The sequence below is a fragment of the Streptomyces sp. NPDC048417 genome (assembly GCF_040651615.1).
Classification (GTDB): Bacteria; Actinomycetota; Actinomycetes; order Streptomycetales; family Streptomycetaceae; genus Streptomyces.
In genome coordinates this window covers 144,343-169,629 of sequence record NZ_JBEZKI010000005.1, presented here as the reverse complement: position 1 = coordinate 169,629, position 25,287 = coordinate 144,343, and the positions used below count along the sequence as shown (strand labels likewise).

The window sequence follows — 25,287 nt, the reverse complement described above, 5'->3', positions numbered from 1 at the left end:
GGTATTGCCTTCCGTTCCTGTTCAGTGCCCCTGTGTGACACAGGAGTCACACTCGGGGACCGTCACCACCTGCCCTCGGTCCCGGATTGCATGCGCAATCCGTGGCCGAAAGTGTGCTGCATCACTGAACAGTCGGACGAAACAGGGCAAACGTCTCTCTCAGGGCGTGGCACTCGACGGTTCGGCGCGCGTGGCGTGCCGGGGCCTGGTCCTGGTCGAGATCTGACCGACGAGTTCCCAGAAGCACACCAGAGCAGTCACCGGCGGAATCCCGAAGATCACTAACGACAACAGCGCATGGGACGAGTGGCTGGCACACAGCGCGACGGCCAGGACGGAGGCGGCCAGCACCACACACCAGGACCGGCGTGCGCTCCGGCGCTGAGCGGTGGCCCGCAGGACGGAGAGCGCCGCCACGAACCACGGGCCGTACACCGTCAGCGGCCAGTACCGCGCCAGCCCCGCGGGCAGCACCGACGAGGCGATCCCGCGCAGCTGCCCGTAGGAGTAGCAGACGGACCAGACCAGCATGCACACCGCACACAGCGAGACCGTCGCGATCAGGAGCGTGATGTGCGTGACGCTCCGGCCGCCGTCGAGCAGATGGGAGTCCTGGCGGAGTCGCCGACGACTGCTCCTGCGCTGGGCCGGTACGTCCAGCAGGGTGGGAGCCGTGGCCGCGCCGGCCGGCGCGGACAGCATCTGGGCCAGCTCCTCGACCGGATCCCAGTCGTTCGGCGCGACGTCCGGCTCCGGCGCGCCCCAGGCATGGTCGTAGAGACCCGGATGGTCATAGAGTCCGGGATGCTCGTACAGACCGGGATGGTCATGAAGACCGGGATGGTCGTAGAGACCGGGATGGTCGTACAGACCCGCATCGCGTTGAATCCCGTCCATCGATAAAACCTCCGCACCCTGCTTCAGGACGCGCCGTACAGATCGGCCAACGTCCGCCGATAATCCTTTTCCAGCGCGTTGATTCTCGTCAGGAAATCATCGAGCAGGTCCGAGCATGAGGTGATATCCATACTTCCGGGCCAGCGGAGCGCTGTCGTCGGGTGGTCTTCGGCGGTAAGCCAGTCCAATCGCGTCACGGTCACCTTAACGACCGTCACACAGGACGGGGTTTGGGGCGTTCGGGGGAATTTAGATCACCCGGAAGAGAACCTATAGAATACCTGGCGCTGCACACTTGTGAATAGACAGGCAATTATATTCCGCGGATACTGGAATTAAATGAACGGCGGCGCGGGCGGCACGGGAGCGGGCACTCAGTCCACGCCGGGGTCCGCGCCGGGGTCCGCGCCGGGATCCGCGTCGCAGGCCGTGTCCGGCGGGCAGAACCAGTCCACCGCCGTCGCCAGATGGCCCAGCTCGTCGTCGCGGCCGTCGGAGTCGGGGCCGTAGGAGGCGATGGCGTAGATGTTGCCGTCGGGTGCGACGAACCGCTCGTCGACGACATGCCAGGTGCCGACGTCCGGCTCACCGCCGATCGTGCCGGCCAGGTACTCCAGCCGGGAGCCGGTGAAGCCGACGTCGTCGAGGCTGGTCAGACCCAGCTCCTGGAAGCCGTCCGGCTTGGGGGTCTGGTCGGAGAGGTACAGCTCGAAGGAGGCGTCCGGGGAGTCCTCGGCGACCTGGTAGACCTGCAGCCGGTGCTCACGGTCCGGGCTGCGGTAGCTGACGACAGCGATGCCGTACGAGGAGTCGACGGTGGACCGCGACCAGCCCTCGGGGACGGCGATCCGGAAGCCCTCGGCGTCGTGCCGCACCTCGTATCCGGCGGGAGGTGCGGAGGCCGACGGGGACGACAGGGACGGGGTTCCGCTGTCGGAGGGCGACTCCGACACCGTCCGAGGCGCCGCGGAGGAGGCCGGGCTGACGGAGGAGTCGGCCACGGCAGGCTTGCCGCCCTCCCCCTTGCCGACCACCAGGGTCAGCACCAGGCTGACGGCCACACCGACGGCAGCGGCTCCGACGACGACGGACCACACGACCCTACGCCCGGGCCGCCGGGAGAACCCGGCCACCCGGTCCGGCCCGGCGGGTACCCAGACCGACTCAGCGGGCGCCCAGACCGTTTCTACTGGCGGTGGGGCCGATTCGGCGGGCGGCCAGGACGGCTCGCCGGACGGCCGACCGGGAGTACCACCGGCCGACGCCCACGACGGAGCCCGGCCCGCCTCCGACCACCACTCAACCGGCGGAGCCGAAGCCGCCGTCGATGGCGGAGGGAAGGGCGGTACCGGTGCCGGAGCCGATGCCGGAGGGGAAGCCGGGACCGGAGCCGAAGCCGCCGCCGGAGGGGCGGGGGGTATCGAAGCCGGAGCCACCGCCTCCGTCGGCCGGTTCTCCGGCCGGGCCGGGGACGGCGGAGTCGCTGTCGACCCGGCCGCCGACGGCGAGGTCACCGTCTGCCCGGCCGATGGCGGCGAAGTCACCGTCTGCCCAGCCCGTGGCGGCGGAGTCGGTGTCGGCCCCGCCGCCGGTGGTGGGGGCGTCGTGGTGGTGGGCTGGGGCCCGGCCTCCCAGCATTGTGCGTCCTCGTTCCAGTGCCGCGCTCCCCCGTTGCTCATCGGCTCTCTCACCTCCCCAGCAGGCCGGCCAGTGTGCCCGCCGAGGCCAGGACGTTCAGGAGGGCCTGGGAGTCGGTGAGGAGTTCACGCAGGCGTTCCCGGCGGGTGGGGCCTGCCTGGCCGGTGCGGGTGATCTCGTCCTCGGTCTCGGCGAGCGCCGTGCCCAGCGCCGCCGTCTGCTCGGTGCCCCGCACCCGCACCAGGTCGGCGCGCAGCTCCCGTACCGCTGCGAGGAGTTCCTCGTCGGCCGGGGAGCCGGCGGCGCCGTGGTGGTGGCTCTCGGCGTGCGCGTGGCTGCCGATGGCGAACGTGCTCCCGGAGATGTTCCCCAGGGTGACCTGCGGCTCGTCACTTGCCATTGCTGTCGGGCCCCTTCTGCGTCGTGTGACTGGTGGCGGTGGCGTGGCTGCCGAAGGCGAGCGTGGAGCCCTCGACCCGGTCGATGCTCACGTTGGTGCTGTTGTTGACGGTCTTCTGGACGAACTCGCCGGTCTCGTAGCCGGCTTCGGCGAGCGCGACCCGTACGCCGTTGGCCACCCGGTCCTGGATGCTGCGCAGGTACCGGACGACGTCCATCTCCTGGAAGTGGGAGCCGACGTCCACCGCGCCCAGTTCACGCACGGACAGCGCCGGCCCCTCGGGCAGCGCGCCCGCGTGGCCGCCGGTCAGCAGCCGCCAGAGGTACACGGCGCCCCGGCCGAGCTGGCCCACCGAGCGGCCCACCGAGCCGGGGACCAGGGCGATCGCGGCGGCCGTCTTGCCGGCCCAGTTGTTGTTCCGGAACCGGTGGGCGGTGCGGTCGGCGCCCTTGAAGTCCGCACGGACCGGGGTCAGTACATGCGGGGCGATCTCCAGCACGAGCATCCGGCCCTGGGTGTGGATGCGCACGAACACCGTGACGACCACCTCCTCCTCCCAGCCGCCGACCCGGATCCGCAGGAAGTGCCGGCGCTTCTCGGCGCCTTCCTCGACGGCCCTCGCCCGGTGCTCCTCGAAGGCCTGCGGGGTGTACGGCGCCTGGTCCCGGGTGAGCAGCCCCTCGGCGGGCAGGAACACGCACTCGTCGATCTCCAGCTGGCGCAGCCGGTCGCGGTTGCCGGGTCCGGCGTACTCGGCGGGGACGCGGAGCTGTTCGAGCAGCGGACGGACCTTCTCCAGGATCGCCCGGTTGCTGAGCGGCTGCCGCTCCTTCTTCAGCTCGTCGGGCTTTAGTTCGACGGCGAGCACCCATGTGTCGTAGGCGGCGCCCGCCCCGCAGAACGGATCGGCCTCGTTGTACATGATCAGCGGCGCGTGCTGTTCGATCCGGATGCGCTGCTTGAGCCGCTGGAAGCGGGGGTTCTCCGCCTTCTCGGCGGGGTCGCTCGCCGCGTCCGGGAAGCGCTGCGGGGAGAGCTCGCCGGCCAGCGCCCGGCTGAACTGGGTGCGCTGGGCGTGCGCGCACAGGGCGACACCGGCGAACACGGCGAGTGTGAGCCAGGCGTGCCAGGCCTCGGCCAGGCCGCCGAAGTCGCCGACGCCCGGGGCGAACAGGTCGCCGAAGCCGGTCGAGTCGGAGTAGCCGGAGCCGTAGTAACCGTCGGAGCCGTACGAGTCGTACGACGGGCCGTCGTCCGAGCCGCCGCCGAACGCGACGACGAGGGTCGCGATCAGGGCGAACGCGTAGAACGACCGGCCCCACCAGCGGAGCAGGAAGGCGGCGATCACCCGGTACAGCGGCGGGTGGGCGGCGCGGCCCCTGATCCAGGGCGCGACGGCGAGCGCGATGCCCGGCACCAGGAAGAGCAGGAGCAGCCCGCCACTGAGCGGCAGCCCCACCACCCACAGGCCGAGGATCGCCCCGGCCCACAGCAGTTCCTGGCGGCGGGCGCGCAGGGCGTGGGCAAGGACCCGGGCAGCGTCGAAGCCGAGCGAGGGCGCCGCGATCCGCTGTTCGTTGAGGTGGAGTTCCTCGATGACCCGGTCCCGGTATGCGGAATCCAGATAGGTACCAGCGCACAGCAGCCGACTGGCCTCACTGGCGTACGGCGGTACGGGCGGCAGCGCGGGCGGTGGCCCGGCGGGCGGTCCCGGCTGTGGTTGTTGCGGCACGTAAGCGGTGCTCACGACGATCCCCCGATGCGTGTGAAAGGCGGTGCTGGAAGTGCGTTGCTGGACGTCGAGTTGACAAACCATCAGCATAGGGGGGCGGCCGTGACCGGTGAAACGGAATTGCCCGAAGTCGCGTCTGGTCAGGAGTCGACCGGCGGGGACTACGGCCCCGCAGTGCCAACGACCCGGGTCCGCCGGTCGCGGTCACTGGGACGAGCCTGTCCGCCCACACCTCGTCTCCGGCATGGGCCCGGCGCTGCGCACGGTCGCGCTGCTGGTGCTCGCGGCGACGGTGCTCGTGGTGGCCGGTTACCGCGACCGACCCCTGACACGCACTATCGCGTCTGGCCGGAAACGCGCACTATCGCGTTCAACCGGTGCCTGAGCAACTCCCCTGCCCATACGGCCCGCCGAGGAGCCACCGATGCCCGCTCTGCTGAATCCCATCCTCGACCTGCTGACCCTGCGCGGCACCGTCACCGAGGCCGAACAGGTCAGCGCCCGCATCCGCCGGCTGCGCATCGACGGCGACCAGCTCGCCGGTCTCGACGTCCGGCCCGGCCAGCAGGTCCGGGTCCTGGTCACCGGTCTGACCCTCCGCACGTACTCCGTATGGCACTACGACCCGTCCGGCGTCGTCGAGTTGTGCGTGCTGGACCATCCCGAGGGCGGGCCGGGGCCCGGTGGGGGCGCACGGTCGGCACCGGCGAGCAGGTGCGACTGCGCAGGCCCGAGGGCGCGTTCACGCTGCGCCCCGAGGCAGCTCACCATGTCTGGGGAAACACTCCGGGCATGGACCGCTGCGTGCGCTGCCGTTTCTCCAGAGTGCCGGACTCGCCGTCCGCCTGGAGGAACCGTCGTTCGGCCTGCCACCGCCGACGCCACTCCTCTTCGGCCAACTGCGCCTGCTCCAGGTGATGGCGGGTGGTCAGCAGCCGCTTGGCGCCGCGCACCACGTGCACGACACCTGCTGCCAGTCGGCTCTCGCGGCCTGGAGCCGGTCTTCGAGGACGTGCAGGCGACGGGACTTGGCGAACCACTCCTGTTTGCTGCGATAGCCGCCCGGAACACGCTTGCCACCTTTCTCGCCCACGGGCAGGGACAGCCGGTGCCTGATCGTCTGCACGCCGGCCTGAAGGCTGTGGATGTGCGCGAGCCGACCTCGCCGGGCGAGCGCCCACTGATCGTGGGTGGCCTTCCTGATGCTGCCGGCCCAGCGGGAGGAGGACTCCTCGGTGAGGGTGCGCTTGCGCTGCGCCCACTGCTCGCTGTCGTGGTCCAGCCCGGCCCCACACCGTGCCCTCAGATCACGGGAGGCGAGCGATGCGAGGTGGTCACCGACCAGGCACAGCGCCTTCTCGTCCTCGTCGGTCAGACCTTTGAGCCGGGTACGGACCGCGACTCCCGATGGACCGGGCACCACGAACGGCGCCGCCACCTCCCGCAGTCCGCTCCACGCCCGCACCCCCCGACGCCGCCGAATTCCGTCACCCACCCGACGACCAGCACCGACCAAGGTCACGCATTCGAGACAAGAAACTTCGTTCTCCACCCGGCGCGTGCGCCCGCCACCGCCCGAAGACTCACTCATTCGTGCCAGAACGCGCTCACCTACCGTCGATCACCACCTGTTCACAACCCCCCGATTCACTCCACCGCCTGCCTCTTCCGACGGTAGCGGCGAAAACGGGAACGGGCCCCGTTCCGGACGAAACCGGAGTGGGGCCCGTGGGTGCGGGAGGCTCAGATGAGGCCGAGGGCGCGGACCGCGTCGCGCTCCTCCGCCAGCTCCTGCACCGAGGCGTCGATGCGGGCGCGGGAGAACTCGCTGATCTCCAGGCCCTGCACGATCTCGTACACGCCGTCCTTGGTGGTGACCGGGAAGGAGGAGATCAGGCCCTCCGGGACGCCGTAGGAGCCGTCCGACGGGATGCCCATGGAGGTCCAGTCACCGTCGGCGGTGCCGTTGACCCAGGTGTGGACGTGGTCGATCGCGGCGTTGGCGGCGGAGGCCGCGGAGGACGCGCCGCGGGCCTCGATGATGGCCGCGCCGCGCTTGGCGACGGTCGGGATGAACTCCTCGGCCAGCCACTTCTCGTCGTTCACGACCTCCGCGGCGTTCTTGCCGGCGACGGTGGCGTGGAAGATGTCGGGGTACTGGGTGGCGGAGTGGTTGCCCCAGATGGTCAGACGCTTGATGTCGGCGACCGTGGAGCCCGTCTTCTTCGCCAGCTGCGTCAGCGCGCGGTTGTGGTCGAGGCGGGTCATCGCGGTGAAGCGCTCGGCCGGTACGTCCGGGGCGGCGGCCTGCGCGATCAGCGCGTTCGTGTTGGCCGGGTTGCCGACGACCAGGACCTTGATGTCGTCTGCGGCGTGGTCGTTGATGGCCTTGCCCTGCGGCTTGAAGATGCCGCCGTTGGCCTCCAGGAGGTCACCGCGCTCCATGCCCTTGGTGCGGGGGCGGGCGCCGACCAGGAGGGCGACGTTGGCGCCGTCGAAGGCGACGTTCGGGTCGTCGGAGATGTCGATGCCCTGGAGGAGCGGGAAGGCGCAGTCGTCGAGCTCCATGGCGGTGCCCTCGGCGGCCTTGAGCGCGGGGGTGATCTCCAGGAGGCGGAGCCGGACCGGCACGTCCGCGCCGAGCAGCTGGCCGGAGGCGATGCGGAAGAGCAGGGCGTAACCGATCTGGCCGGCCGCGCCGGTGACGGTGACGTTCACGGGAGTGCGGGTCATGGCGTTCTCCGTATGACAGCTGGCGGTGGGCGTCCTTGCCCTGGGGTGCGGACGTACAAATGATCGATCTCTCGGCATCAAGAGATCCACCGGTCAGGCTATCGCGCATTCCGGATGCCGGACGTGGAGGGGTCGGTGTGGCTCACCCCACAGACGTGACCCCACAGACATGACCCCGGGGATGTGTCCCCAGAGATGCGTCCCCACTGACGTGACCCTACCGACGCCACCCCGCAGGCGGCACAAGAAAGAGGCGGCCGCCCGTCCGGGAGAGGTGAGACGGGGCGGCCGCCACCCGGGGGTACCGGAATCCGGACTCCCGTGGGGGGTACGGTTCGCGTGCCCAGGAAACGCCACGGCATTCCTGGGCCTGCCGAGTTTCTACGAGGTGCACCCCGTCCGTCCCGACGCCAGCGTCGCGCACGCCTTGGCCTGGGCCGCGTCCCGTACCGCCACCATCGGCGTGTACGCGATCGTGTCGCCGACGGCCGTGATGTCGCCGGTCTTCGTGGTGGCGTCGGCCGTGACCCGCACCGAGTCGCCCTGGGCGGCGCCGGTGATACGGCCCCAAGCGGCACCGCAGGTGCTGCTGTAGCGGACCTCCAGGGTGGTCGCGCCGACCGTGGCGGTCTTGGCGGTGGTCACCAGGTCGCCGCTGCACCCCATGGCCTCCGCGTCCTTGCCGGTGCACCCGGCGCCCGCGCACTTCACGCCGGCCGGCAGGTCGCTGCCGGCACTGGTGGACGGGGCGGACGAGGTGGCACCGCTCCGGTTCTTCTTCCCGTCGCCGCCGTCGTTGCCGGTGAGGAAGAAGACGGCGGCGACGACCACGGCCACGCCGACCACCCCCGCGAGGAACATCGTCAACCGCCGCCGGCCGCCGCCGGGGGCACCAATCCCCCCGGGCGCGACCGGCCCGCGGGGCCCCGCCCCCTCCCGGCGGTTCGCGTCGGGTGCCGTCGGCTGGGGCGGGATGGTGGGCGAGACGCCCGCCGGCCCGGCGATCCCCGGCGTCGCCACGGCACTGCCCGCCCGGCGCGGCGCCTTGCCGCCGGCCGTGGTCGTGGACGTGGCCGGCGGCGCTCCGAACTCCCCCAGCGCGGCCCGCGCCTGGGAGACCCGGATCGCCTCCATCGTCATGTCGTGGCGCATCTCCGAACGGCTCCAGGCCCGTTCGGCCAGCTCCCACATGGTGGTGAGATGGACGGGATTGGCGCCGGTGACCTCGGCGAGCGCGACGACCGCGCCCTTGGGCGCCAGCAGGCGCCCGCCCAGGTACCGCTCCCAGGACGTCTTGCTGTAGCCGGTGCGGTCGGACAGTGCCGCGACGCTCAGCCCGCCGCGGTCCACGAGCCGCCGCAACTGGGTCGCGAACTCCCTTACCTGCGGATCCAGTTCATCCGGCAGAGCCTTCCAACGAGGCATTGCTTCCCCCCTCTTCCCCCGGTCCTCCCCGGTCCTCTTGTCCCCGGTTCAGTGCCGTGTCTTCCCCCGCGTTCCCCTTGCGCGTGGTGCCCCCGCGCCGGTCCCCGTTCTGGCTACCCAGCGGACCGCGGCGCCCCCGGAACCCAGTCCCCCGGCAGGGGGCGCACAGGAGCACTGACCTGCCCACGTGCACCGTCGCACGCCTCCCGCGACACGGTCCAACGGGCCATCAGCTCGTCCCGATTGGACACGTTAGCCCGCTTGTGAGTCGGCTTCGTGACATATCCGCGAACTTGTCAACACATCGACACGCCGGTCATCAGGCCGTGACCTCGCAGGTCACAGGAGACCCGGCTCACCCGAGAAGCACGGCACCGACGACCACCGCCAGGAGCAGTACGAGCAGCAGCAGGACCGCGGCCTGCAGTAGTCGGCCGTGCGAGCGGGGCACCTGCTCCTCCTCCGGGCGGTCCCACCAGGGGAGGGTGGGGACGTCCTCGTACTCCCCGGCGCCGGGCGGTCGTTCCGGCGCGTTCGCCGGGCGCGGCCAGGCCTGGACGGCCAGCTCCCAGCGCACGGTGTGCCGTTCGGCGTCGGCGCCGGTGAGGCCCGCGGCCCGGCACAGCGCGGCGACGGCCTGCCGCGGCGGCGGCTGTACGGCGTTGAGGTACCGCTGCCAGGAGGACTTGCTGTACGCGGTGCGGGCGCCCAGCGCGACCAGGCTGAGACCGGTGTCGTCCTTGAGGAGCCGCAACTGCTCCACGAAGTGCCGCACCTCCGCCGGGAGCCCCTCCGGCAGCGGCTGCCAGCCGCCCATCACACACCTCCACGGCTTCCCGCGTTGCCAGTTCGTTGCCAGTTCAGACCGGGTGACGACGGTCGGCGGCCCGACGGTTCCCGCAGGTTGTGGCAGTGCGGCCGGTCCGTAGCGGAACTGTCACCTCTGTGCCACAGCGCACGGACAGCCGTTGAACAGCCGCCGCGCGACGGGAAGGCTGAAACCCGACGGCGGTCCGTCCTGCTCGGGGGAGGGGACGGGCCGCCTTTCGGCCGCTTTCAGCCGCGCAGGCCTCCTGGCCCCCCGGGCCCGCCCGGTGTCACCAGTCCCGTCTCGTACGCCACCACCACCGCCTGCGCCCGGCTGCCCAGGTCGAGCTTGGTCATCGTGCGGTTGAGGTGGGTCTTCACGGTGGCCTCGCTGATGTAGAGACGGTCGGCGATCTCCAGGTTGGACAGTCCGCGCGCGGTGAGCTTGAGGACCTCGAGCTCACGGGAGGTCAGCACGTCGAGGTCGGGCGGCGGGCCGGCCTGCGGGTCGGGGCCGTGCTGCCGGGCGAAGGCCTCGACCAGGCGCCGGGTGACACTGGGCGCGAACAGGGCGTCACCGCCGTCCACCGCGGTGACGGCGGCCAGCAGCCGTTCAGGGCCGGAGTCCTTGAGGAGAAACCCCGAGGCGCCGGCGCGCAGCGCGCCGTACACGTACTCGTCGAGGTCGAAGGTGGTGAGCACGAGGACCCGGGGCGCGGTCCCCGCCGCCTGCGCGAGGATGCGCTCGGTGGCCTCGATGCCGTTCAGACCGGGCATCCGGATGTCCATGAGCACGACGTCGGGGCCGGTCTCGGCGGCCAGCCGCACCGCATCCGTACCGTCCCCGGCCTCCCCGACCACCTCGAACCCGGGCGCGGCTTCCAGCAGCCCCACCAGACCCGCGCGGATGAGGAACTGGTCGTCGACCACGAGCACTCTGGTCATCCGGTACGGTCGTCCCCCCGCCGTGCGAGTGTGGCCGAGGTCGGCAGGGCCAGTTCGACCGCGTAGCCGCCCTCGGGGCGTGGGCCGACGCTGATCGTCCCGCCGTAGAGCTTGGCCCGCTCACGCATGCCAATCAAGCCATGTCCGGCGCCCGTTCGCAGTCTGTCCGGATTCACCCCCTCCCCGTCGTCGCGTACGGACACGGTCAGCTCGTGCGGCCGGTACCGCAGCACCACGCGCGCGTGCGCCTGACCGGCGTGCTTGAGGACGTTGGTGAGCGCCTCCTGGACCACGCGGTAGGCGCACAGCTCGACACCGGGCGGCAGCGGCCGGGGCTCGCCCTCGACCACGAACTCGACCGGCAGCCCGGCGCTGCGCACCCGCTCCACGAGGTCGGCGAGCCGGTCCAGGGTGGGCATGGGAGCCCGCTCGGCGGCCTGCGGATCCTCCTCCCGCAGCACCTGGAGCATGCGCCGCAGCTCCTCCAGGGCCTCCCCGCTGGTGTCCGCGATCGTCCCCAGCGCCCCGCGCGCCTTGCCGGGGTCCGACTCGAAGACGAACCGGGCGAGGCCCGCCTGCACGGAGATCACCGACATGTGATGGGCGACGACGTCGTGCAACTCCCGCGCTATCCGCCCGCGTTCCTCGGCGACGGCCCGCCGTGCCCGCTCGGTCTGCTCGGCCTTCAGATGCCGGGAGAGTACGGCGGACCGCTGCGCGAGATGCCCGAACCAGACGAACACCGAGCAGTACAGCAGGGCCTGCACGACGACCGAGGGCATCGAGGAGCCGTGGGTGACGAGCCCGGCGTACACCCACGTGCCGGTCATGCAGACCGCGCAGCCGACGGCGACCCGGACCGGCCGGACCGACGCGACCGTGTACAGCCCCAGCAGGGAGCCGAAGGTGCACACCACGGGCCAGAAGCCGAGGCTGACATAGCCGACCGACGCGCACTGCATGACGGCGAAGACCGCGACCGGCCACCGCCAGCGCAGGGCGACGGGCAGCTGCGCCAGCACGATCAGCGCATAGGCCCGCGCGTCGAGCTGCGGCCACCCCTGGGCGGGCGACTCCCGCCCCAGCAACACGGCCATCACGACCGTCCCGCACGCGATCAGCGTGTCGACGGCGAGTGGGGGCGGGTTCCGCAGTCGCATCGCCGCAGCGTAACGCGGGGGTCCGGGGCCGGGAGTCAACCACCGGACGTACCGCGGAAGTTGTAGGGGGTTCAATCAGGGGTGGGATTCGCCCGCCATTCCGGATCCCTACCTTGAACCAAGGGGGAAGGCCCGCACCCACCGGGGGAGGTGCGGGCCTCTTTCACACGCCTGTCGCGGCACTAGCTCTTCATCGTGAAGTGCAGCGTGTCCTTCAGGTACGGGATCACCAGCCACGGCTTCGGCTGCGCCATCAACGCCAGCAGCACGATCGCCAGCCCCAGCACCCCGTACGTCGCGATGTCCGTGAAACGGGACCGCACCGCCAGCATCCCCACGCTCGGCAGTATCCACCGCATCACCGCCCCCGCGAGCAGCGCCGCCCCGATCAGCAGCGCGCCCACCCGGAACTGGTCCAGCGAGGTCAGCAGCAACCCCACCGCGACGGTCGCCAGCACCACCAGCAGCGGCCACTGCCGAGCCGGCGCCGGCAGGTCTCCCGACGCGGCCCTGCCGCCTCCCTCGGGGCGCGCCGTGTCCCGTGTGAACAGCGGGAAGCGCCGGGTCGCCCGGCGCCCCGCACCCTGTCCGTGACCGCCGTCAGCCGACACTGCGTTCCGCCGCCTCGACCACGTTGACGAGCAGCTGCGCCCGGGTCATCGGCCCGACACCGCCGGGGTTCGGGGAGAGCCACCCGGCGACCTCGGCGACGCCCGGGTGCACATCGCCGACGATCTTGCCGTCGGCGTTGCGGGAGACGCCGATGTCGAGGACGGCCGCGCCCGGCTTGACGTCCTCGGCGCGGATCAGATGCGGGGAGCCGGCCGCGGCCACGATGATGTCGGCGCGCCTGAGATGGGCGGACAGGTCGCGTGTGCCGGTATGGCACTGGGTGACCGTGGCGTTCTCGCTGCGCCGGGTGAGCAGCAGCGGCATCGGGCGCCCGATGGTCACGCCACGGCCGACGACCACGACCTCGGCGCCCTTGATCTCGACGCCGTAGCGGCGCAGCAGGGTCAGCACGCCGTTGGGGGTGCAGGGCAGCGGCGCGGGCTCGCCGAGCACCAGCCGGCCCAGGTTCATCGGGTGCAGGCCGTCCGCGTCCTTGTGCGGGTCCATCAGCTCGAGGATGCGGTTCTCGTCGATGCCCTTGGGCAGCGGGAGCTGCACGATGTAGCCGGTGCAGGCCGGGTCGTCGTTGAGCTCGCGGACGACGGCCTCGATCTCCTCCTGGGTCGCGGTGGCGGACAGCTCGCGCTGGATGGAGGCGATGCCGACCTGCGCACAGTCACGGTGCTTGCCGGCGACGTACTTCTGACTGCCGGGGTCGTCCCCGACCAGGATCGTGCCGAGGCCGGGCGTGACGCCCTTCTCCTTCAGCGCCGCCACGCGGGCGGTCAGATCGGACTTGATCGCGGCTGCGGTGGCCTTGCCATCGAGAATCTGGGCGGTCATGGCTCCATCCTCGCGGATGCCGGTGTCCCGGTTCCAATCGGGTGTGCGGTCATGATCAATGATGTTGCACTTGCACAACACCTCGCGAATCGGACTGGACAACAACTCGCCCTTACTAAACGATGAGCGGCGCAGTATCGCGGTCCGGTTGGGGGGCAAACCGCTCAGATCATGACGTACCTCCGTCCCTGTCCGCGTCGTCCCCGCAGGTCCAACGGAGGAAATCGGCCATGAGTTTCGGCTCGCCCAACCCTTACGGTCAGCAGCCGCAGAACCCGCAGCAGGGTCAGCCCGGCTACGGCTACCCGCAGCAGCAGCCCGGCTACCAGCAGGCCCCGCAGGGTGTGCCGCCGCAGCAGGGGTACGGCTACCCCCAGCAGCCCGGTTACCCGCAGCAGGGCGGCTACGGCTACCCGCAGCAGGGGTACGGCGCGACCCCGCCGTACGCGAACTGGGGTCAGCGCTTCCTCGGCACGCTCGTCGACGGCCTGGTCTTCCTGGTGCCGTACATCCTGGTGATCGTCGGCAAGGACACCCCGGCGCTGGCGGCCATCGGCGGTCTCGCGCTCCTCGGCCTGGCGATCTGGCAGCTGATCATGGAGGGCCGCACCGGCCAGACCGTCGGCAAGAAGGCGCTGGGCATCCGCCTGGTGAAGGAGGCCACCGGCCAGCCGATCGGCGTCGGCATGGCCTTCGTGCGCCGTATCGCCCACATCCTGGACAGCCTCGCCTGCTACCTGGGCTGGCTGTGGCCGGCGTGGGACTCCAAGCGCCAGACGTTCGCCGACAAGGTGTGCGGCACGATCGTGATCCGCAGCAGCTGAGCGACGACTGAGCAACCGGCCGACTCCCGCAGACTCCAAGGGCCGTGTCCCCCGCGCTGGGGGACACGGCCCTGGTGTTCGGTCCCGCGACCGTTGATCGCGCGATCTCAGTGGAAGAAGTGCCGCGTCCCGGTGAAGTACATCGTCACGCCCGCCTTCTTCGCGGCCTCGACGACGAGTTCGTCACGGACCGAACCGCCCGGCTGCGCCACGGCCTTCACGCCGGCCGCGGTGAGGATCTCCAGGCCGTCGGGGAAGGGGAAGAACGCGTCGGAGGCGGCGTAGGAGCCGCGCGCCCGTTCCTCCCCGGCCCGCTCGACGGCGAGCTTCGCGGAGTCGACGCGGTTGACCTGGCCCATGCCGACACCGACCGAGGCACCGTCCTTGGCGAGCAGGATGGCGTTGGACTTCACGGCCCGGCAGGCCTTCCACGCGAAGGCGAGTTCCCGCAGCTCCTCGGGGCTCAGCGCCTCGCCGGTGGCCAGGGTCCAGTTCGCCGGGTCGTCGCCGTCGGCCTGGAGCCGGTCGGTGACCTGGAGCAGCACACCGCCGTCGACGGGCTTGACCTCGACCTGGTTGGCGGGGGCGCCCGGCGCCTTCAGCACCCGGATGTTCTTCTTCTTGGCGAGGGCCTCCAGGGCCCCCTCCTCGTAGTCGGGCGCCACGATGACCTCGGTGAAGATCTCCGCGACCTGCTCGGCCATCTCCTTGCTGACCGGCCGGTTCACGGCGATGACCCCGCCGAACGCGGACAGCGGGTCGCAGGCGTGTGCCTTGCGGTGCGCCTCGGCGACGTCCGGACCGATCGCGATGCCACAGGGGTTGGCGTGCTTGATGATCGCGACGCAGGGCTCGTCGTGGTCGTACGCGGCACGGCGCGCGGCGTCCGTGTCCGTGTAGTTGTTGTACGACATCTCCTTGCCGTGCAGCTGCTCGGCCTTCGCGAGGCCACCGCCACTGGCGTCGACGTAGAGGGCGGCGGGCTGGTGCGGGTTCTCGCCGTAGCGCAGGGTGTTCTCGCGCTCCCAGGTGGCGCCCAGGAAGTCCGGGAACCGCGACTCGTCGACGGGCGCGTACTCGGAGGCGAACCAGCTCGCGACCGCCACGTCGTACGACGCGGTGTGCTGGAAGGCCTCGGCGGCGAGCCGCTTGCGGGTGGCGAGGTCGAAGCCGCCGTTCTGCACGGCCGCGAGGACGTCGGCGTACCGTGCGGGGCTGGTGACGATCGCGACCGAGGGGTGGTTCTTGGCGGCGGCGCGCACCATCGACGGACCGCCGATGTCGATCTGCTCGACGCACTCGTCGGGTGTGGCACCGGAGGCGACGGTCTCACGGAACGGATAGAGGTTGCTGACCACGAGGTCGAACGGCTCGACACCGAGCTCTTCGAGCTGCTGCCGGTGGTCCTCCAGGCGCAGGTCGGCGAGGATGCCGGCGTGGACCTTGGGGTGCAGGGTCTTGACCCGGCCGTCCAGGCACTCCGGGAAGCCGGTGAGCTCCTCGACCTTGGTCACGGGGACGCCGGCGGCGGCGATGCGGGAGGCGGTGGAGCCGGTGGAGACGAGTGCGACACCTGCCTCGTGCAGTCCGCGGGCGAGCTCCTCGAGCCCGGTCTTGTCGTAGACGCTGACGAGCGCGCGCCGGATGGGCCGCTTGTTGCTCTCGGCGGTGGCGGTCACTGGATAACTACCTTTCGTCCCTCAATGCGATGGCCGTTGCGAGCGATCCGCCCCACGACCTCGACGAGCAGGCTTCGCTCGACTTCCTTGATGCGCTCGTGCAGAGCGCTCTCGTCGTCCTCGTCCCGGACCGCCACCGCGCCCTGAGCGATGATCGGCCCGGTGTCGACGCCGTCGTCGACGAAGTGGACGGTGCAGCCGGTGACCTTGGCGCCGTACGCGAGCGCGTCCCGTACGCCGTGGGCCCCGGGGAAACTGGGCAGCAGGGCGGGGTGTGTGTTCACGGTCCGCCCGCCGAACCGCGCCAGGAACTCCTTCCCGAGGATCTTCATGAACCCGGCGGAGACGACGAGGTCGGGCGCGTGGACGGCCACGGCCTCGGCCAGCGCCTTGTCCCACTCCTCCCGGGTCCCGAAGTCCTTCACCCTGGTCACGAAGGTCGCGATCCCGGCGCGCTCGGCACGCGCGAGGCCCTCGATGCCGTCCCGGTCGGCACCGACGGCGACGACCTCGGCGCCGTAGGCCTCGACACCGGTCTCGGTGATCGCGTCGAGGAGCGCCTGGAGGTTGGTGCCGGATCCGGAGACCAGCACGACGAGGCGCTTGGCCACGGGCTTGGCGGCCACGGTGGGGCCCTTTCTCGGGGAAGCGTCGGTACGGCGGCCGGACTCGCACACGCTTTGTACATTCGTACGAGTGCTTCACGCCCCGGGATACGGGGAAGTCTACGAAGCGGCCGACCGTCAGCAACGATACCGGCACACCGGACGGCCCCCACGGGACGGGGGCGTGGCCGGAAGGTAGCGTCTGGGAGGTACCGAGGCGGGAACGCGTCCGGGATACGACGCGTTCACGAAGTAACCAGCCGTTTCGTCCGCTGTAGCGATCAGCCGTAGCCATCAGCTGTATCCACGCAGTCGTATCCGTAAGACAGTCAGTCGTGTATCCATCTGCTCTGTTCATCTTGATCTAGGGGAAGACGCTCACTTGATGCCGGACCGCAGCCTGGGACTTCGCATGCTCCCCCCGCAGTCGGTGCAGGGAGGGCCGCGTTTCGCCGTGCTGTTGCGGGAGCGGCCGGCCTCGCCGCCGGAGGCACCCTCGGACCGGCCGAAGGGTGACCAGCAGGACGACAACCCCTTCGCCCCACCGCCGGAGGGCACGCCGGACAAGCCGTGGCAGCCGCGCCGCCCGGCCGGTGACGGCGACCAGGAATCGCCCTGGGGCAGCCAGTGGAGCGACCGTCAGCCCGGCCGGCAGTCCGGGGGCTTCGGCCAGCGTCCCGAGGAGAGCGGCCCGGGCGGCGGCGGTCAGGGCGGCCCCGGCGGCCCGGGCATGCGCTTCGACCCGACGGACCCGGCCCAGCGCCGGGCGCGGTACGCCCTGCTGAGCGGTATGTGGGGCTTCCTCTTCGCCCTCTTCGGCTGGCCCTACGTGGCACTGCTGCTGGGCGCGCTGGGCATCTACTGGGGTGTCAGCGCGCTCCGCGCCAAGCCGCGCAGCCCCGAGGAGGCCGCGGCCAACGCCAACGCCAACGCCACCGTCGGCCGACCGCAGACGACGGCGGCGATCAGCGGCCTGGTCACGGCGTCGCTGGCCCTGGCCCTGGTGGCGGCGACCTTCACGGCCCAGATGGTCTACCGCGACTACTACACCTGCGTCAGCGACGCCCTCACCAGCGAGGCCAAGCAGTCCTGCGACCACCTGCTCCCACAGGAACTCCGCACCATCCTGGGCACCACGAACAACTGAGGGAAGGGGCGGGGTGGCGGCCGGGGTGGCCGGGGCGGCTGGGGACGGCTGGGGGCTGCTGACGGGACGGCCGGGGGCGGCCAGGGTGACGGCCGGGGATGGCCAGGGGCTCCTGACGGGACGACCGATGGCGATCAGGGGCAAGGCCGAGGACCACTGACGGGACGGCGGGGGGCGGCCAGGGTGACGGCCGGGGACGGCCAGGGGCTGCTGACGGGACGACCGATGGCGATCAGGGGCAAGGCCGAGGACCATTGACGGGACGACGGGGAGCAGCCGGGGACGGCCGCGGGCGTCGGCAAGACAGCCGAGAGCGGCCATAGCGGTCCGGACCTGCTGACCGGCGGCCGGGAGATGTCCGAACTCGCTGATGGGCGGTCAGGTTACGTCCGGGCTGTCCGATGGTCGGGTTCCGCCCGGGCCGTCCGGGGATCGGGTTCCGTCCGGGCCGTCGCCCGATCGGGTTCCGTCCGGGCTCTCCGATGGTCGGGTTCCGCCCGGGCTCTCCAATGGCCGGGTTCCGTCCGGGCTGTCCGGCGGTCGGGGTCCGTCCGGAGTCTCCGAGGATCGGGTTCCCTTCGGGCTGCGCGATGGTTCGGATGCCTCTCGTAGTGCCGCCCAGCGGGCCTTGCGTGCTGTCTCCTCCTGCCAGGTGTCGGGCGGTGGCGGGGTGGCCGGCACCATCTCGTACGGCTCTGCGGGCAGCGCCTCGTACGTGTCGCCGTCGCCCTGGTCGGGCAGGATGACGGCCGCCGGGGCCGGGGCCGGGGACTCGCTCTTCTTCTCCGTCGGCGGCTCCTCCCCCGGCTGCTGCTTGCCGAAGCCCAGCCATGCCGCGAGCGAGGCCGGACCCAGCCCGCGGCAGGCCCGCAGTGCGAGGGCCGCCGGGACGCCCGCCCCGAGGAGCCAGGCGCAGGTCGCCGCTCCCGTCTGCCACCAGACCGGGCCGAAACGGGCGAGCGCCGCGACACCCAGGGGGCCGCCCGCCAACTCGGCCAGGGCCGCGAGCAGCAGCGCGCACAGCAGTGCCGCCAGTGTCATCACCCCGGCCGTACGCCCGGCCGGCCAGCGCCGTCTGGCCGCCCTGCCCACCACGAACCACGCCATCGTCACCCCGGCCGCCATCGGCACCGCCCCGGCCAGCCAGTTCACCGGCGCGCCCGGCCCGTCCGCCGGCACGGCCGCGAGCAGCGGAAAGGGCGGCAGGAGCGGGGCCGGGTCGGCGGTCAGGGGGTTCACGACATGACCGGCGCCGAGCGCGAAGCCGGGGCCGACGGCGTACGACGCCGACCAGACCGCCGCGTTCGGGATCAGCGAGACGCAGAGCAGCAGGACCGCGAACCGGCCCGTCCACCCCTCCGTCAGTTGCAGGAACGACGCCCGGGCCGCGTCACCGTGCGCCACCAGCTCCACCGCGAGCAGCACCGTCCCGCCCCCGAAGAACACGGTCACCCCGGCCAGGGAGGCTCGGACGGCCGTACCCCACCGCACCCGGGTGTCCCGGCCGAGGAGCCGTCGCCGTACCGGCCCCGGGAGCAGCACCGCCAGACTCAGCAGTGGCTCGCGCGGACGGCCGTACGCCGTCCACACCCCGGCGCCCGCCGCGCCCGCCGCGAGCAGCGGCAGACACACCGCCACCCATCCCCACTCGGGACGCAGTTCACCGCCGGACGCGTACAACGCGGCGCAGCCGCCGACGCCCAGGTAACCGGTCACGACCCCGGTCCAGGCCGTACGGGCCCGGACCGGCGGCGGTGCGTCGGCGCCGTCGCCGTCGTGTTCCGGGGCGTCCACCGCCTCCCGCGCCCCCCGGTACACCAGCAGCACCGGCAGCACGAGCAGCAGCAACGGCGTCACCCCGACCGGGGCCGGCACCCCGGACAGGGTGTCGGTGCGGACCAGTTCGACCCCGTGGGCGAGGAACCACAGCGCCGCCGCGAGATGCAGCGCACCGCTCGGTCCGCTGTCGGGATACGGCGAACTGACCCACAGCGCCATCACCAGCACGGAGAAACAGGCGAGTCCGAGCCCGGCCGCGATCGCGCCGCCCAGGAGGCTCGCGGCCATCCCGGGGGAACGGTCGCGCAACCGGGTGAGCAGGAGCGGCAGAAGCGGCGGGCGCGACGGTCGCGACGGAGGTGCCGACGGCGGTCGGTGGGCGGGCATCCGAATCACGACGGCCATGCTCCCAACGACACGCGCTTTCCCGTCGTAACAGGCGAACCACCGAAGTGTCGCCCAATATATGTTTATGTGTTTTTTCGAAGGAAGGTGCACCCGGTGACGCAGAGCCCTGTCCCCTCCGACGAGGCCGTACCGTCCACTGCCCTGACGCCCACTCAGGCCTTCGACGCGCTGTACGCGTTCTGCGCCCCGGCCCTGGTACGGCAGACCTATCTGCTCACCGGGCGCCGGGAGCTGGCGCGGGAAGCCGTCGAGCGGGCCTTCCAACTCGCCTGGCAGAACTGGCCGCAGGTGGCCCGTGACCGGGACCCGGCCGGGTGGGTGCGGGCGGTGGCGCACGAGTGCGCGCTCTCCCCCTGGCACCGGTTCCGGCTGCGCTACCGCCAGCCCGAATCCCCGCCGGCCGACGCGGCTGACCGCGCCGTGCTGGAGGCACTCCTCCAACTCCCGCCGTCGTACCGCCGCACGCTCCTGCTGTACGACGGTGTCGGCCTCGACCTGCCGGAGACGGCGGCGGAGACGGAGGCGAGCACGCCGGCGGCGGCGCGGCGGCTGACCCACGCGCGGCGGGCGGTCGCCGCGCGGGTTCCCGAGCTGGCGGACCCCGCCGTGCTGAACCGGCGGCTGGCCGAACTGGCCTCGACGGAGCGTCTGCGGGCGGCCCAGCCGACCGCTGTGCGGACCTTCTCCGAACGCCGGACGCGTTTCTGGACCCGGTCCGCGCTGGCCTTCACGGCGACGATCATCGCGGCGACGACGCTGACACTGCGGACGGCGCCGACGCACTACGAGGCGCCGATCGGTCCGGCGCAGGCGATCAGCGGGGTACCGGCACAGGTGGGGCTGGGGCCGTTGTCGGCGGGGGAGCGGGCCTTGCAGGCGAAGCTGCGGAAGTCGGCCGAGAACGGACCGGACAGGTTGGTGCCGACGGCGAGGTAGTGCGTCCGGGCGCGGGTGGGTGGGGCTGGTCGCGCCCACCCGCGCCCGGACGCGCCCGCACGCGCCCGGACGCGCTTCGACAGAGCCCCGGGCCCCTGACGGGGCACGTCCCGGCCGTGTCTTCCACAGCGGCACCCCGCGAGCGCGGACGAGCGAGACGCCGGTAGGCCCGCCCCCACCCGGGGACGGGCCTACCAACGCTCAGCTGTCTTGCGTGACGTCAGCCGGCGAGCAGCTCGCGCGCCAGCTTCGCCGTCTCGGTCGGGGTCTTGCCGACCTTGACGCCCGCGGCCTCCAGGGCCTCCTTCTTCGCCTGGGCGGTGCCCGACGAACCGGAGACGATCGCGCCGGCGTGACCCATGGTCTTGCCCTCCGGCGCGGTGAAGCCCGCGACGTAACCGACGACCGGCTTGGTCACGTTCTCCTTGATGAACGCGGCCGCACGCTCCTCGGCGTCGCCACCGATCTCACCGATCATCACGATCAGGTCGGTGTCGGGGTCGTCCTGGAACGCGGCGAGGGCGTCGATGTGCGTGGTGCCGATGATCGGGTCGCCACCGATGCCGACGGCGGTCGAGAAGCCGATGTCACGCAGCTCGTACATCATCTGGTACGTCAGCGTGCCGGACTTCGAGACCAGGCCGATACGGCCCGGCTTGGTGATGTCGCCCGGGATGATGCCGACGTTCGACTGGCCCGGGGTGATGATGCCGGGGCAGTTCGGGCCGATGATCCGGGTCTTGTTGCCCTTCTTGCCGGCGTACGCCCAGAAGGCCGCCGAGTCGTGCACGGCGATGCCCTCGGTGATCACGACGGCCAGCGGGATCTCGGCGTCGATGGCCTCGTCGACCGCGGCCTTGGTGAACTTCTCCGGCACGAAGATGACGGAGACGTTGGCGCCGGTGGCCTCGATGGCCTCCTTGACGGTACCGAAGACCGGTACCTCGGTGCCGTCGAAGTCGACCTTCTGACCGGCCTTGCGCGGGTTGACGCCGCCCACGACGTTGGTGCCGTCGCCCAGCATGAGCTTGGTGTGCTTCATGCCCGTGGCGCCGGTCATGCCCTGGACGATGACCTTGCTGTCCTTGTTGAGCCAGATAGCCATGGTGTGTTCTGTCCTCGTCCTGAGTGCTTACTTGGCGGCGTGGGCCAGCTCGGCGGCCTTGTCGGCCGCGCCGTCCATGGTGTCGACGCGCTGCACCAGCGGGTGGTTGGCGTCGGTGAGGATCTTGCGACCCAGTTCGGCGTTGTTGCCGTCGAGGCGGACGACCAGCGGCTTGGAGACGTCCTCGCCGCGGTCCTCCAGGAGCTTCAGGGCCTGCACGATGCCGTTGGCGACCTCGTCGCAGGCGGTGATGCCACCGAAGACGTTCACGAACACGGACCGGACGTCCGGGTCGCCGAGGATGATCTCCAGGCCGTTCGCCATCACCTGGGCGGAGGCGCCGCCGCCGATGTCGAGGAAGTTGGCGGGCTTGACGCCGCCGTGCTTCTCACCGGCGTACGCGACGACGTCCAGGGTGCTCATGACGAGACCCGCGCCGTTGCCGATGATGCCGACCTCGCCGTCGAGCTTGACGTAGTTGAGGTTCTTCTCCTTGGCGGCCGCCTCGAGCGGGTTGGCCGCGGCCTTGTCGTGCAGCTCGTCCCAGTCGTGCCGGAACTCGGCGTTGTCGTCGAGCGACACCTTGCCGTCCAGGGCCAGGACCTCGCCGGAGACGACCTTCGCGAGCGGGTTGACCTCGACGAGGAGGGCGTCCGACTTGATGAAGGTGTCCCACAGCTTGACCAGGATGTCGGCGATCTGGTCGGCGACGTCGGCCGGGAACTTCGCCGCGGCGACGATCTCCTTGGCCTTGGCCAGGTCGACACCGTCGATCGCGTTGATCGGGGTCTGGGCGACAGCCTCCGGACGGGTGGCCGCCACCTCCTCGATCTCCATGCCGCCCTCGACGGAGGCGATGGAGAGGAAGGTGCGGTTCGCACGGTCGAGGAGGAAGGAGACGTAGTACTCCTCGACGATCTCCGGGGCGGTCTCGGCGATCATCACCTTGTGGACCGTGTGGCCCTTGATGTCCATACCGAGGATGTCCGTCGCACGGGCGACGGCCTCGTCCGCGGAGGCGGCCAGCTTGACGCCACCGGCCTTGCCACGACCACCGACCTTCACCTGCGCCTTGACGACGGACTTGCCGCCCAGACGCTCGGTGATCTCGCGCGCCGCCTCAGGCGTGTCGATGACTTCACCGGCCAGCACCGGTACATCGTGCTTGGCGAAGAGGTCCCTCGCCTGGTACTCGAACAGGTCCACGCGCTTCCGTCCCTATCAGTGATCTCGCGGTTCGTTGGATGCGTGGGCGTGCCGCGAAGGGCAACGTGACGTCCGCAATGTGTCACAAGGGGGGCGCACACGGTGTCCGAGCGCGCGGCATGTCCGTCTCGCAGATTATCGCCGCTCGCGGGGGGTCTCTAAATCAGGGGTCACACCTGAGCGGTGATACCTGTCACATGATGCCGGGTTTCCGCGGTTCTGGTGGCACGGCGTGCCGCCTCGTGAACGATGTGCGAGGCCTCACCGGGCTGGGGTTGGCCCGGTGAGGCCTCCGCCCCGGGGGCCTCGAGCCCCCGGAGTGGGCCGCCGCTCCCCGCCCCACTGGGGATCGGCAGGCCCGGACCGCGGGGTCCCGGCGGGGGCGGACCGACGGTGTTCGGCCGCCCGCACCGAGCCACCCCACGGAGTCAGAGGGAGCAGGCCCTGGCCTGTGGGGCGTGGCGGCACTCCGGGGGCATGGCGGCGGTGCCGGTGACCGTGCCGCCGCCCCCGTCGAGGCCGGTGAAGAGCGCGGAGGCCGTTTCGGAGGCCACGTCGGAGCCGATCATGGTGGCCGCCCGCCTCTGCAGCGCCTGGGCGTGTGCCCGGGCGATGGCCTGGGCCTTGGCGGTGGCCCGGGCGGCCCGGGCCGCCCGGGCACCCTGGATGGCCTGCGCGGCGCGGATCCCGGCCGCCCGGCCGGCGTTCTGCCGGCGTGCGACGGCGTCGGCGGCTATGGCTGTGACGAGGGGACTGCTGAGGTTCTTCTTCATGGGTGCGTCAGTCCTTCGGGGCTCCGGTGCGTGTGTGACGCACCCGCGAAGCCGGGAGTGCCTCCGGTGGGCCGGAAGCGCGGCTGGGGACATCGCCGTCCGAAGCGTCGGGAGGGGAACTCCGCAGGGGGATCCGACGTGCGGGATCCGACGTGCGGGATCCGAAGGGGTCCGGACGGACGGGCAGACCTGTTCCGCCCCCGCGCGACAGGTCTGTGGCGGGGAGTGGGGCAGCCGGCGGTCCTAGCCGGGGAAGACGGGGATGTCCCGGTACCTGTCCCGGGTCCCGGCCGCGTCGACCCGCGCGGCGGCACCGGCCACGAGCCGCAGCGGCGCCCGGTCGTCGAAGGTCACGGCGCAGGCGTCGCCGTGCCGGGAGGAACTGCCGTCGACCACCGACTTGCCCAGCGCCCCGTCCGGGTCTCCGGTGGGCGCGGGGTGGCTCGGGACGTCGAAGGCGTGGGCGGCACGCCGGCCGCCGGTGTGCGTGGGCGCCGCCGTCCGGGAGACGGGGGCGAGGGTGACGATGGTGTCCTGCGGTCCGTACGACCCGACGGTCGCCGCCGGCTTCTTCGTACGCGACGTCTGCTGCCGGCCGCCGTCCGTCACCGCGGGCCGTGCCTCGGTGGTGCCGGGCGCCCAGGTGACCGGCACCGGGAGCGACTCACCGGGCGGTTCCGACACCGGCGGGGTGGTGGACGTACCCGGCAGCGCCGGAAGCACGGGGAGCGTGGGCAACCGCACGGGCAGCGTGGCCAGCTCCGTCGGCAACTCCGACACCTGCCGCACCACGTCACCGAGCCCCTGAGTCACGGCCACAGTGACGGCCACGGTCACCGAGCGAACCGTTTCGCCCACCACCGGCACGACCGGGCCCTCGGGGGCGGTGGGGAGTGTGGAGGCGTGGGGCAGGGTGAGGGCGGGGGCGGGGGATGCCGTGCGGGCCACGGGTGCGGTGGGTGTCGTGGAACGCGTGGGGGCCGAGGAGAGCGTGGAGCCTGTGGCCGCCGAGGAAAGCGTGGAGCCTGTCGGGGCCGAGTGGGTGAAGGGCTTGTGGGGCGCGGCCTCGCGGGCCGTTGCTTCAGGTGCCGTCGCCTCGTGGACCGTCGCCTCGCGAGGGGCTGTCAGGCGGGGTGGTGCCGCGTGGGTTGGTGTCACGCGAGGCGCGGTCAGGCGGGGTGGTACCGCGTGGGCCGGTGCCACGCTCGGCGATGTCGCGCGGGGCGTCTCCTTCTCCTCCTCCCGCACCGTCTCGCTGTGCGGGAGGACCTTCTCCACGCCCAGCCGACCCACCACGGCCGTCAACGACGGCACCGACGGCGTCCCCTCGGCCGCCTGTGCCCGCCCTCCGCAGAGGAGGCCGAGCGCGAGCAGTCCGCCGGCCAGCAGCGCCAGTTGCAGCGCACGTCGCCCCACCGCCGTGCGCGACACACGCGCGGCGGAACCGGGCACAACGGCTGGCGAGGTCAAGACGGGGAGGACCCTCCCGTGCGGCGGGACGAGGACGCGGAGCATGGATGCGGCGCGAGGCCCCGGAGAAACGCGGACCGCCACGCGGGCGTCGATCCTCGCACGCCCTGCCCGCCGTTGCGCAAGTCCCCCCTTACCGACAGGTAATCATGTCCGGTTCACA

Annotated in this window: 23 protein-coding genes and 2 pseudogenes; 4 read left to right on the top strand and 21 right to left on the bottom strand. The window is 71.7% G+C overall.

Annotated elements, in window-relative coordinates; all coding sequences use genetic code 11:
• Positions 1-159 precede the first annotated feature (159 nt).
• The 6 genes from AB0D59_RS09860 to AB0D59_RS09835 all read right to left on the bottom strand — a co-directional run bounded on the left by AB0D59_RS09860 (position 160) and on the right by AB0D59_RS09835 (position 4,682).
• Positions 160-897: a DUF2637 domain-containing protein gene (locus AB0D59_RS09860; RefSeq protein ID WP_362562987.1), complete on the bottom strand. Its 738-nt coding sequence runs from the start codon at positions 895-897 to the stop codon at positions 160-162.
• Positions 898-920: 23 nt separating this feature from the next.
• The gene (locus AB0D59_RS09855) at positions 921-1,100 is read right to left on the bottom strand and encodes a hypothetical protein (protein WP_362562984.1); all 180 of its coding nucleotides are present in this window, start codon (positions 1,098-1,100) and stop codon (positions 921-923) included.
• A gap of 171 nt (positions 1,101-1,271) precedes the next feature.
• Positions 1,272-1,994, bottom strand: a complete 723-nt coding sequence (locus AB0D59_RS09850; RefSeq protein WP_362562983.1) for a hypothetical protein — start codon at positions 1,992-1,994, stop codon at positions 1,272-1,274.
• Between the two features lie 202 nt (positions 1,995-2,196).
• The gene (locus AB0D59_RS09845) at positions 2,197-2,535 is read right to left on the bottom strand and encodes a hypothetical protein (RefSeq protein ID WP_362562981.1); all 339 of its coding nucleotides are present in this window, start codon (positions 2,533-2,535) and stop codon (positions 2,197-2,199) included.
• Between the two features lie 49 nt (positions 2,536-2,584).
• Positions 2,585-2,935, bottom strand: a complete 351-nt coding sequence (locus AB0D59_RS09840; RefSeq protein WP_362562978.1) for a hypothetical protein — start codon at positions 2,933-2,935, stop codon at positions 2,585-2,587.
• On the bottom strand, positions 2,925-4,682 hold the full coding sequence (locus AB0D59_RS09835; protein ID WP_362562977.1) for a hypothetical protein: 1,758 nt from the start codon (positions 4,680-4,682) through the stop codon (positions 2,925-2,927). Before AB0D59_RS09835 ends, AB0D59_RS09840 begins: the two co-directional genes overlap by 11 nt.
• 409 nt (positions 4,683-5,091) lie before the next feature.
• On the opposite strand from AB0D59_RS09835, the pseudogene AB0D59_RS09830 reads away from it, so the two are divergent.
• Positions 5,092-5,444: pseudogene (locus AB0D59_RS09830) on the top strand (FAD-binding oxidoreductase); the annotation flags it as partial.
• A gap of 50 nt (positions 5,445-5,494) precedes the next feature.
• On the opposite strand, the pseudogene AB0D59_RS09825 reads toward AB0D59_RS09830, so the two are convergent.
• From AB0D59_RS09825 to AB0D59_RS09790, 8 genes and pseudogenes are all read right to left on the bottom strand, one after another.
• Positions 5,495-6,132, bottom strand: a pseudogene (locus tag AB0D59_RS09825) (IS200/IS605 family accessory protein TnpB-related protein); the annotation flags it as partial.
• A 278-nt stretch (positions 6,133-6,410) separates the two neighbouring features.
• Complete coding sequence (locus AB0D59_RS09820; protein ID WP_362562976.1) at positions 6,411-7,400, bottom strand: malate dehydrogenase; 990 nt, start codon at positions 7,398-7,400, stop codon at positions 6,411-6,413.
• A gap of 381 nt (positions 7,401-7,781) precedes the next feature.
• Positions 7,782-8,825: a DUF2690 domain-containing protein gene (locus AB0D59_RS09815; RefSeq protein WP_362562974.1), complete on the bottom strand. Its 1,044-nt coding sequence runs from the start codon at positions 8,823-8,825 to the stop codon at positions 7,782-7,784.
• A gap of 355 nt (positions 8,826-9,180) precedes the next feature.
• On the bottom strand, positions 9,181-9,642 hold the full coding sequence (locus AB0D59_RS09810) for a helix-turn-helix transcriptional regulator (protein WP_362562973.1): 462 nt from the start codon (positions 9,640-9,642) through the stop codon (positions 9,181-9,183).
• Between the two features lie 239 nt (positions 9,643-9,881).
• Complete coding sequence (locus AB0D59_RS09805) at positions 9,882-10,577, bottom strand: response regulator transcription factor (protein ID WP_362562972.1); 696 nt, start codon at positions 10,575-10,577, stop codon at positions 9,882-9,884.
• The gene (locus AB0D59_RS09800) at positions 10,574-11,737 is read right to left on the bottom strand and encodes a sensor histidine kinase (protein WP_362562970.1); all 1,164 of its coding nucleotides are present in this window, start codon (positions 11,735-11,737) and stop codon (positions 10,574-10,576) included. The genes AB0D59_RS09805 and AB0D59_RS09800 overlap by 4 nt, the downstream gene beginning before the upstream one ends.
• A 182-nt stretch (positions 11,738-11,919) precedes the next feature.
• Positions 11,920-12,348, bottom strand: a complete 429-nt coding sequence (locus tag AB0D59_RS09795) for a DUF3017 domain-containing protein (RefSeq protein WP_362562968.1) — start codon at positions 12,346-12,348, stop codon at positions 11,920-11,922.
• On the bottom strand, positions 12,338-13,192 hold the full coding sequence (locus AB0D59_RS09790) for a bifunctional methylenetetrahydrofolate dehydrogenase/methenyltetrahydrofolate cyclohydrolase (protein ID WP_362562965.1): 855 nt from the start codon (positions 13,190-13,192) through the stop codon (positions 12,338-12,340). The genes AB0D59_RS09795 and AB0D59_RS09790 overlap by 11 nt, the downstream gene beginning before the upstream one ends.
• Positions 13,193-13,422: 230 nt before the next feature.
• On the opposite strand from AB0D59_RS09790, the gene AB0D59_RS09785 reads away from it, so the two are divergent.
• Positions 13,423-14,016: an RDD family protein gene (locus tag AB0D59_RS09785; protein WP_362562963.1), complete on the top strand. Its 594-nt coding sequence runs from the start codon at positions 13,423-13,425 to the stop codon at positions 14,014-14,016.
• 107 nt (positions 14,017-14,123) lie between these two features.
• Here AB0D59_RS09785 and purH read toward each other — a convergent pair whose 3' ends face one another.
• Together purH and purN are read right to left on the bottom strand one after the other, a co-directional pair.
• The gene (purH, locus tag AB0D59_RS09780) at positions 14,124-15,695 is read right to left on the bottom strand and encodes a bifunctional phosphoribosylaminoimidazolecarboxamide formyltransferase/IMP cyclohydrolase (protein WP_362562960.1); all 1,572 of its coding nucleotides are present in this window, start codon (positions 15,693-15,695) and stop codon (positions 14,124-14,126) included.
• Positions 15,692-16,321 (bottom strand): phosphoribosylglycinamide formyltransferase, encoded by a 630-nt coding sequence (purN, locus tag AB0D59_RS09775; protein WP_362562958.1) that lies wholly within the window; start codon positions 16,319-16,321, stop codon positions 15,692-15,694. Before purN ends, purH begins: the two co-directional genes overlap by 4 nt.
• Before the next feature lie 364 nt (positions 16,322-16,685).
• On the opposite strand from purN, the gene AB0D59_RS09770 reads away from it, so the two are divergent.
• Entirely contained in the window at positions 16,686-17,447 is a 762-nt protein-coding gene (locus AB0D59_RS09770; RefSeq protein ID WP_362562955.1) for a hypothetical protein, read from the top strand.
• A gap of 378 nt (positions 17,448-17,825) precedes the next feature.
• Here the strand turns inward: AB0D59_RS09770 and AB0D59_RS09765 are convergent, their stop codons facing one another.
• A complete protein-coding gene (locus AB0D59_RS09765) occupies positions 17,826-19,514 on the bottom strand; it encodes a DUF6350 family protein (RefSeq protein WP_362562952.1) in 1,689 nt (562 codons plus the stop codon).
• A 204-nt stretch (positions 19,515-19,718) separates the two neighbouring features.
• Between AB0D59_RS09765 and AB0D59_RS09760 the strand changes: the two genes are divergently transcribed.
• Positions 19,719-20,570, top strand: coding sequence for a sigma factor-like helix-turn-helix DNA-binding protein (locus AB0D59_RS09760; RefSeq protein WP_362562949.1), 852 nt, complete (start codon positions 19,719-19,721; stop codon positions 20,568-20,570).
• Between the two features lie 220 nt (positions 20,571-20,790).
• Here the strand turns inward: AB0D59_RS09760 and sucD are convergent, their stop codons facing one another.
• The 4 genes from sucD to AB0D59_RS09740 all read right to left on the bottom strand — a co-directional run bounded on the left by sucD (position 20,791) and on the right by AB0D59_RS09740 (position 25,085).
• Positions 20,791-21,675 carry a succinate--CoA ligase subunit alpha gene (gene sucD / locus AB0D59_RS09755; protein WP_351318330.1) on the bottom strand — a complete coding sequence of 295 codons (885 nt, stop codon included), beginning with the start codon at positions 21,673-21,675 and terminating at the stop codon, positions 20,791-20,793.
• Between the two features lie 27 nt (positions 21,676-21,702).
• Positions 21,703-22,881 carry an ADP-forming succinate--CoA ligase subunit beta gene (gene sucC / locus AB0D59_RS09750; RefSeq protein ID WP_362562946.1) on the bottom strand — a complete coding sequence of 393 codons (1,179 nt, stop codon included), beginning with the start codon at positions 22,879-22,881 and terminating at the stop codon, positions 21,703-21,705.
• Positions 22,882-23,309: 428 nt separating this feature from the next.
• On the bottom strand, positions 23,310-23,654 hold the full coding sequence (locus AB0D59_RS09745; protein WP_362562943.1) for a hypothetical protein: 345 nt from the start codon (positions 23,652-23,654) through the stop codon (positions 23,310-23,312).
• A 243-nt stretch (positions 23,655-23,897) separates the two neighbouring features.
• Complete coding sequence (locus tag AB0D59_RS09740; protein ID WP_362562940.1) at positions 23,898-25,085, bottom strand: hypothetical protein; 1,188 nt, start codon at positions 25,083-25,085, stop codon at positions 23,898-23,900.
• Positions 25,086-25,287: the final 202 nt, after the last annotated feature.

What these genes read in the sequence shown, in the direction of transcription:
- AB0D59_RS09860 (WP_362562987.1), bottom strand. Translation starts at nt 897, where the DNA reads ATGGACGGGATTCAACGCGATGCGGGTCTGTACGACCATCCCGGTCTC.
- AB0D59_RS09845 (WP_362562981.1), bottom strand. Translation starts at nt 2,535, where the DNA reads ATGCTGGGAGGCCGGGCCCCAGCCCACCACCACGACGCCCCCACCACC.
- AB0D59_RS09840 (WP_362562978.1), bottom strand. Translation starts at nt 2,935, where the DNA reads ATGGCAAGTGACGAGCCGCAGGTCACCCTGGGGAACATCTCCGGGAGC.
- AB0D59_RS09820 (WP_362562976.1), bottom strand. Translation starts at nt 7,400, where the DNA reads ATGACCCGCACTCCCGTGAACGTCACCGTCACCGGCGCGGCCGGCCAG.
- AB0D59_RS09815 (WP_362562974.1), bottom strand. Translation starts at nt 8,825, where the DNA reads ATGCCTCGTTGGAAGGCTCTGCCGGATGAACTGGATCCGCAGGTAAGG.
- AB0D59_RS09810 (WP_362562973.1), bottom strand. Translation starts at nt 9,642, where the DNA reads ATGGGCGGCTGGCAGCCGCTGCCGGAGGGGCTCCCGGCGGAGGTGCGG.
- AB0D59_RS09805 (WP_362562972.1), bottom strand. Translation starts at nt 10,577, where the DNA reads ATGACCAGAGTGCTCGTGGTCGACGACCAGTTCCTCATCCGCGCGGGT.
- AB0D59_RS09800 (WP_362562970.1), bottom strand. Translation starts at nt 11,737, where the DNA reads ATGCGACTGCGGAACCCGCCCCCACTCGCCGTCGACACGCTGATCGCG.
- AB0D59_RS09790 (WP_362562965.1), bottom strand. Translation starts at nt 13,192, where the DNA reads ATGACCGCCCAGATTCTCGATGGCAAGGCCACCGCAGCCGCGATCAAG.
- AB0D59_RS09785 (WP_362562963.1), top strand. Translation starts at nt 13,423, where the DNA reads ATGAGTTTCGGCTCGCCCAACCCTTACGGTCAGCAGCCGCAGAACCCG.
- AB0D59_RS09770 (WP_362562955.1), top strand. Translation starts at nt 16,686, where the DNA reads ATGCCGGACCGCAGCCTGGGACTTCGCATGCTCCCCCCGCAGTCGGTG.
- AB0D59_RS09765 (WP_362562952.1), bottom strand. Translation starts at nt 19,514, where the DNA reads ATGGCCGCGAGCCTCCTGGGCGGCGCGATCGCGGCCGGGCTCGGACTC.
- sucD (WP_351318330.1), bottom strand. Translation starts at nt 21,675, where the DNA reads ATGGCTATCTGGCTCAACAAGGACAGCAAGGTCATCGTCCAGGGCATG.
- AB0D59_RS09745 (WP_362562943.1), bottom strand. Translation starts at nt 23,654, where the DNA reads ATGAAGAAGAACCTCAGCAGTCCCCTCGTCACAGCCATAGCCGCCGAC.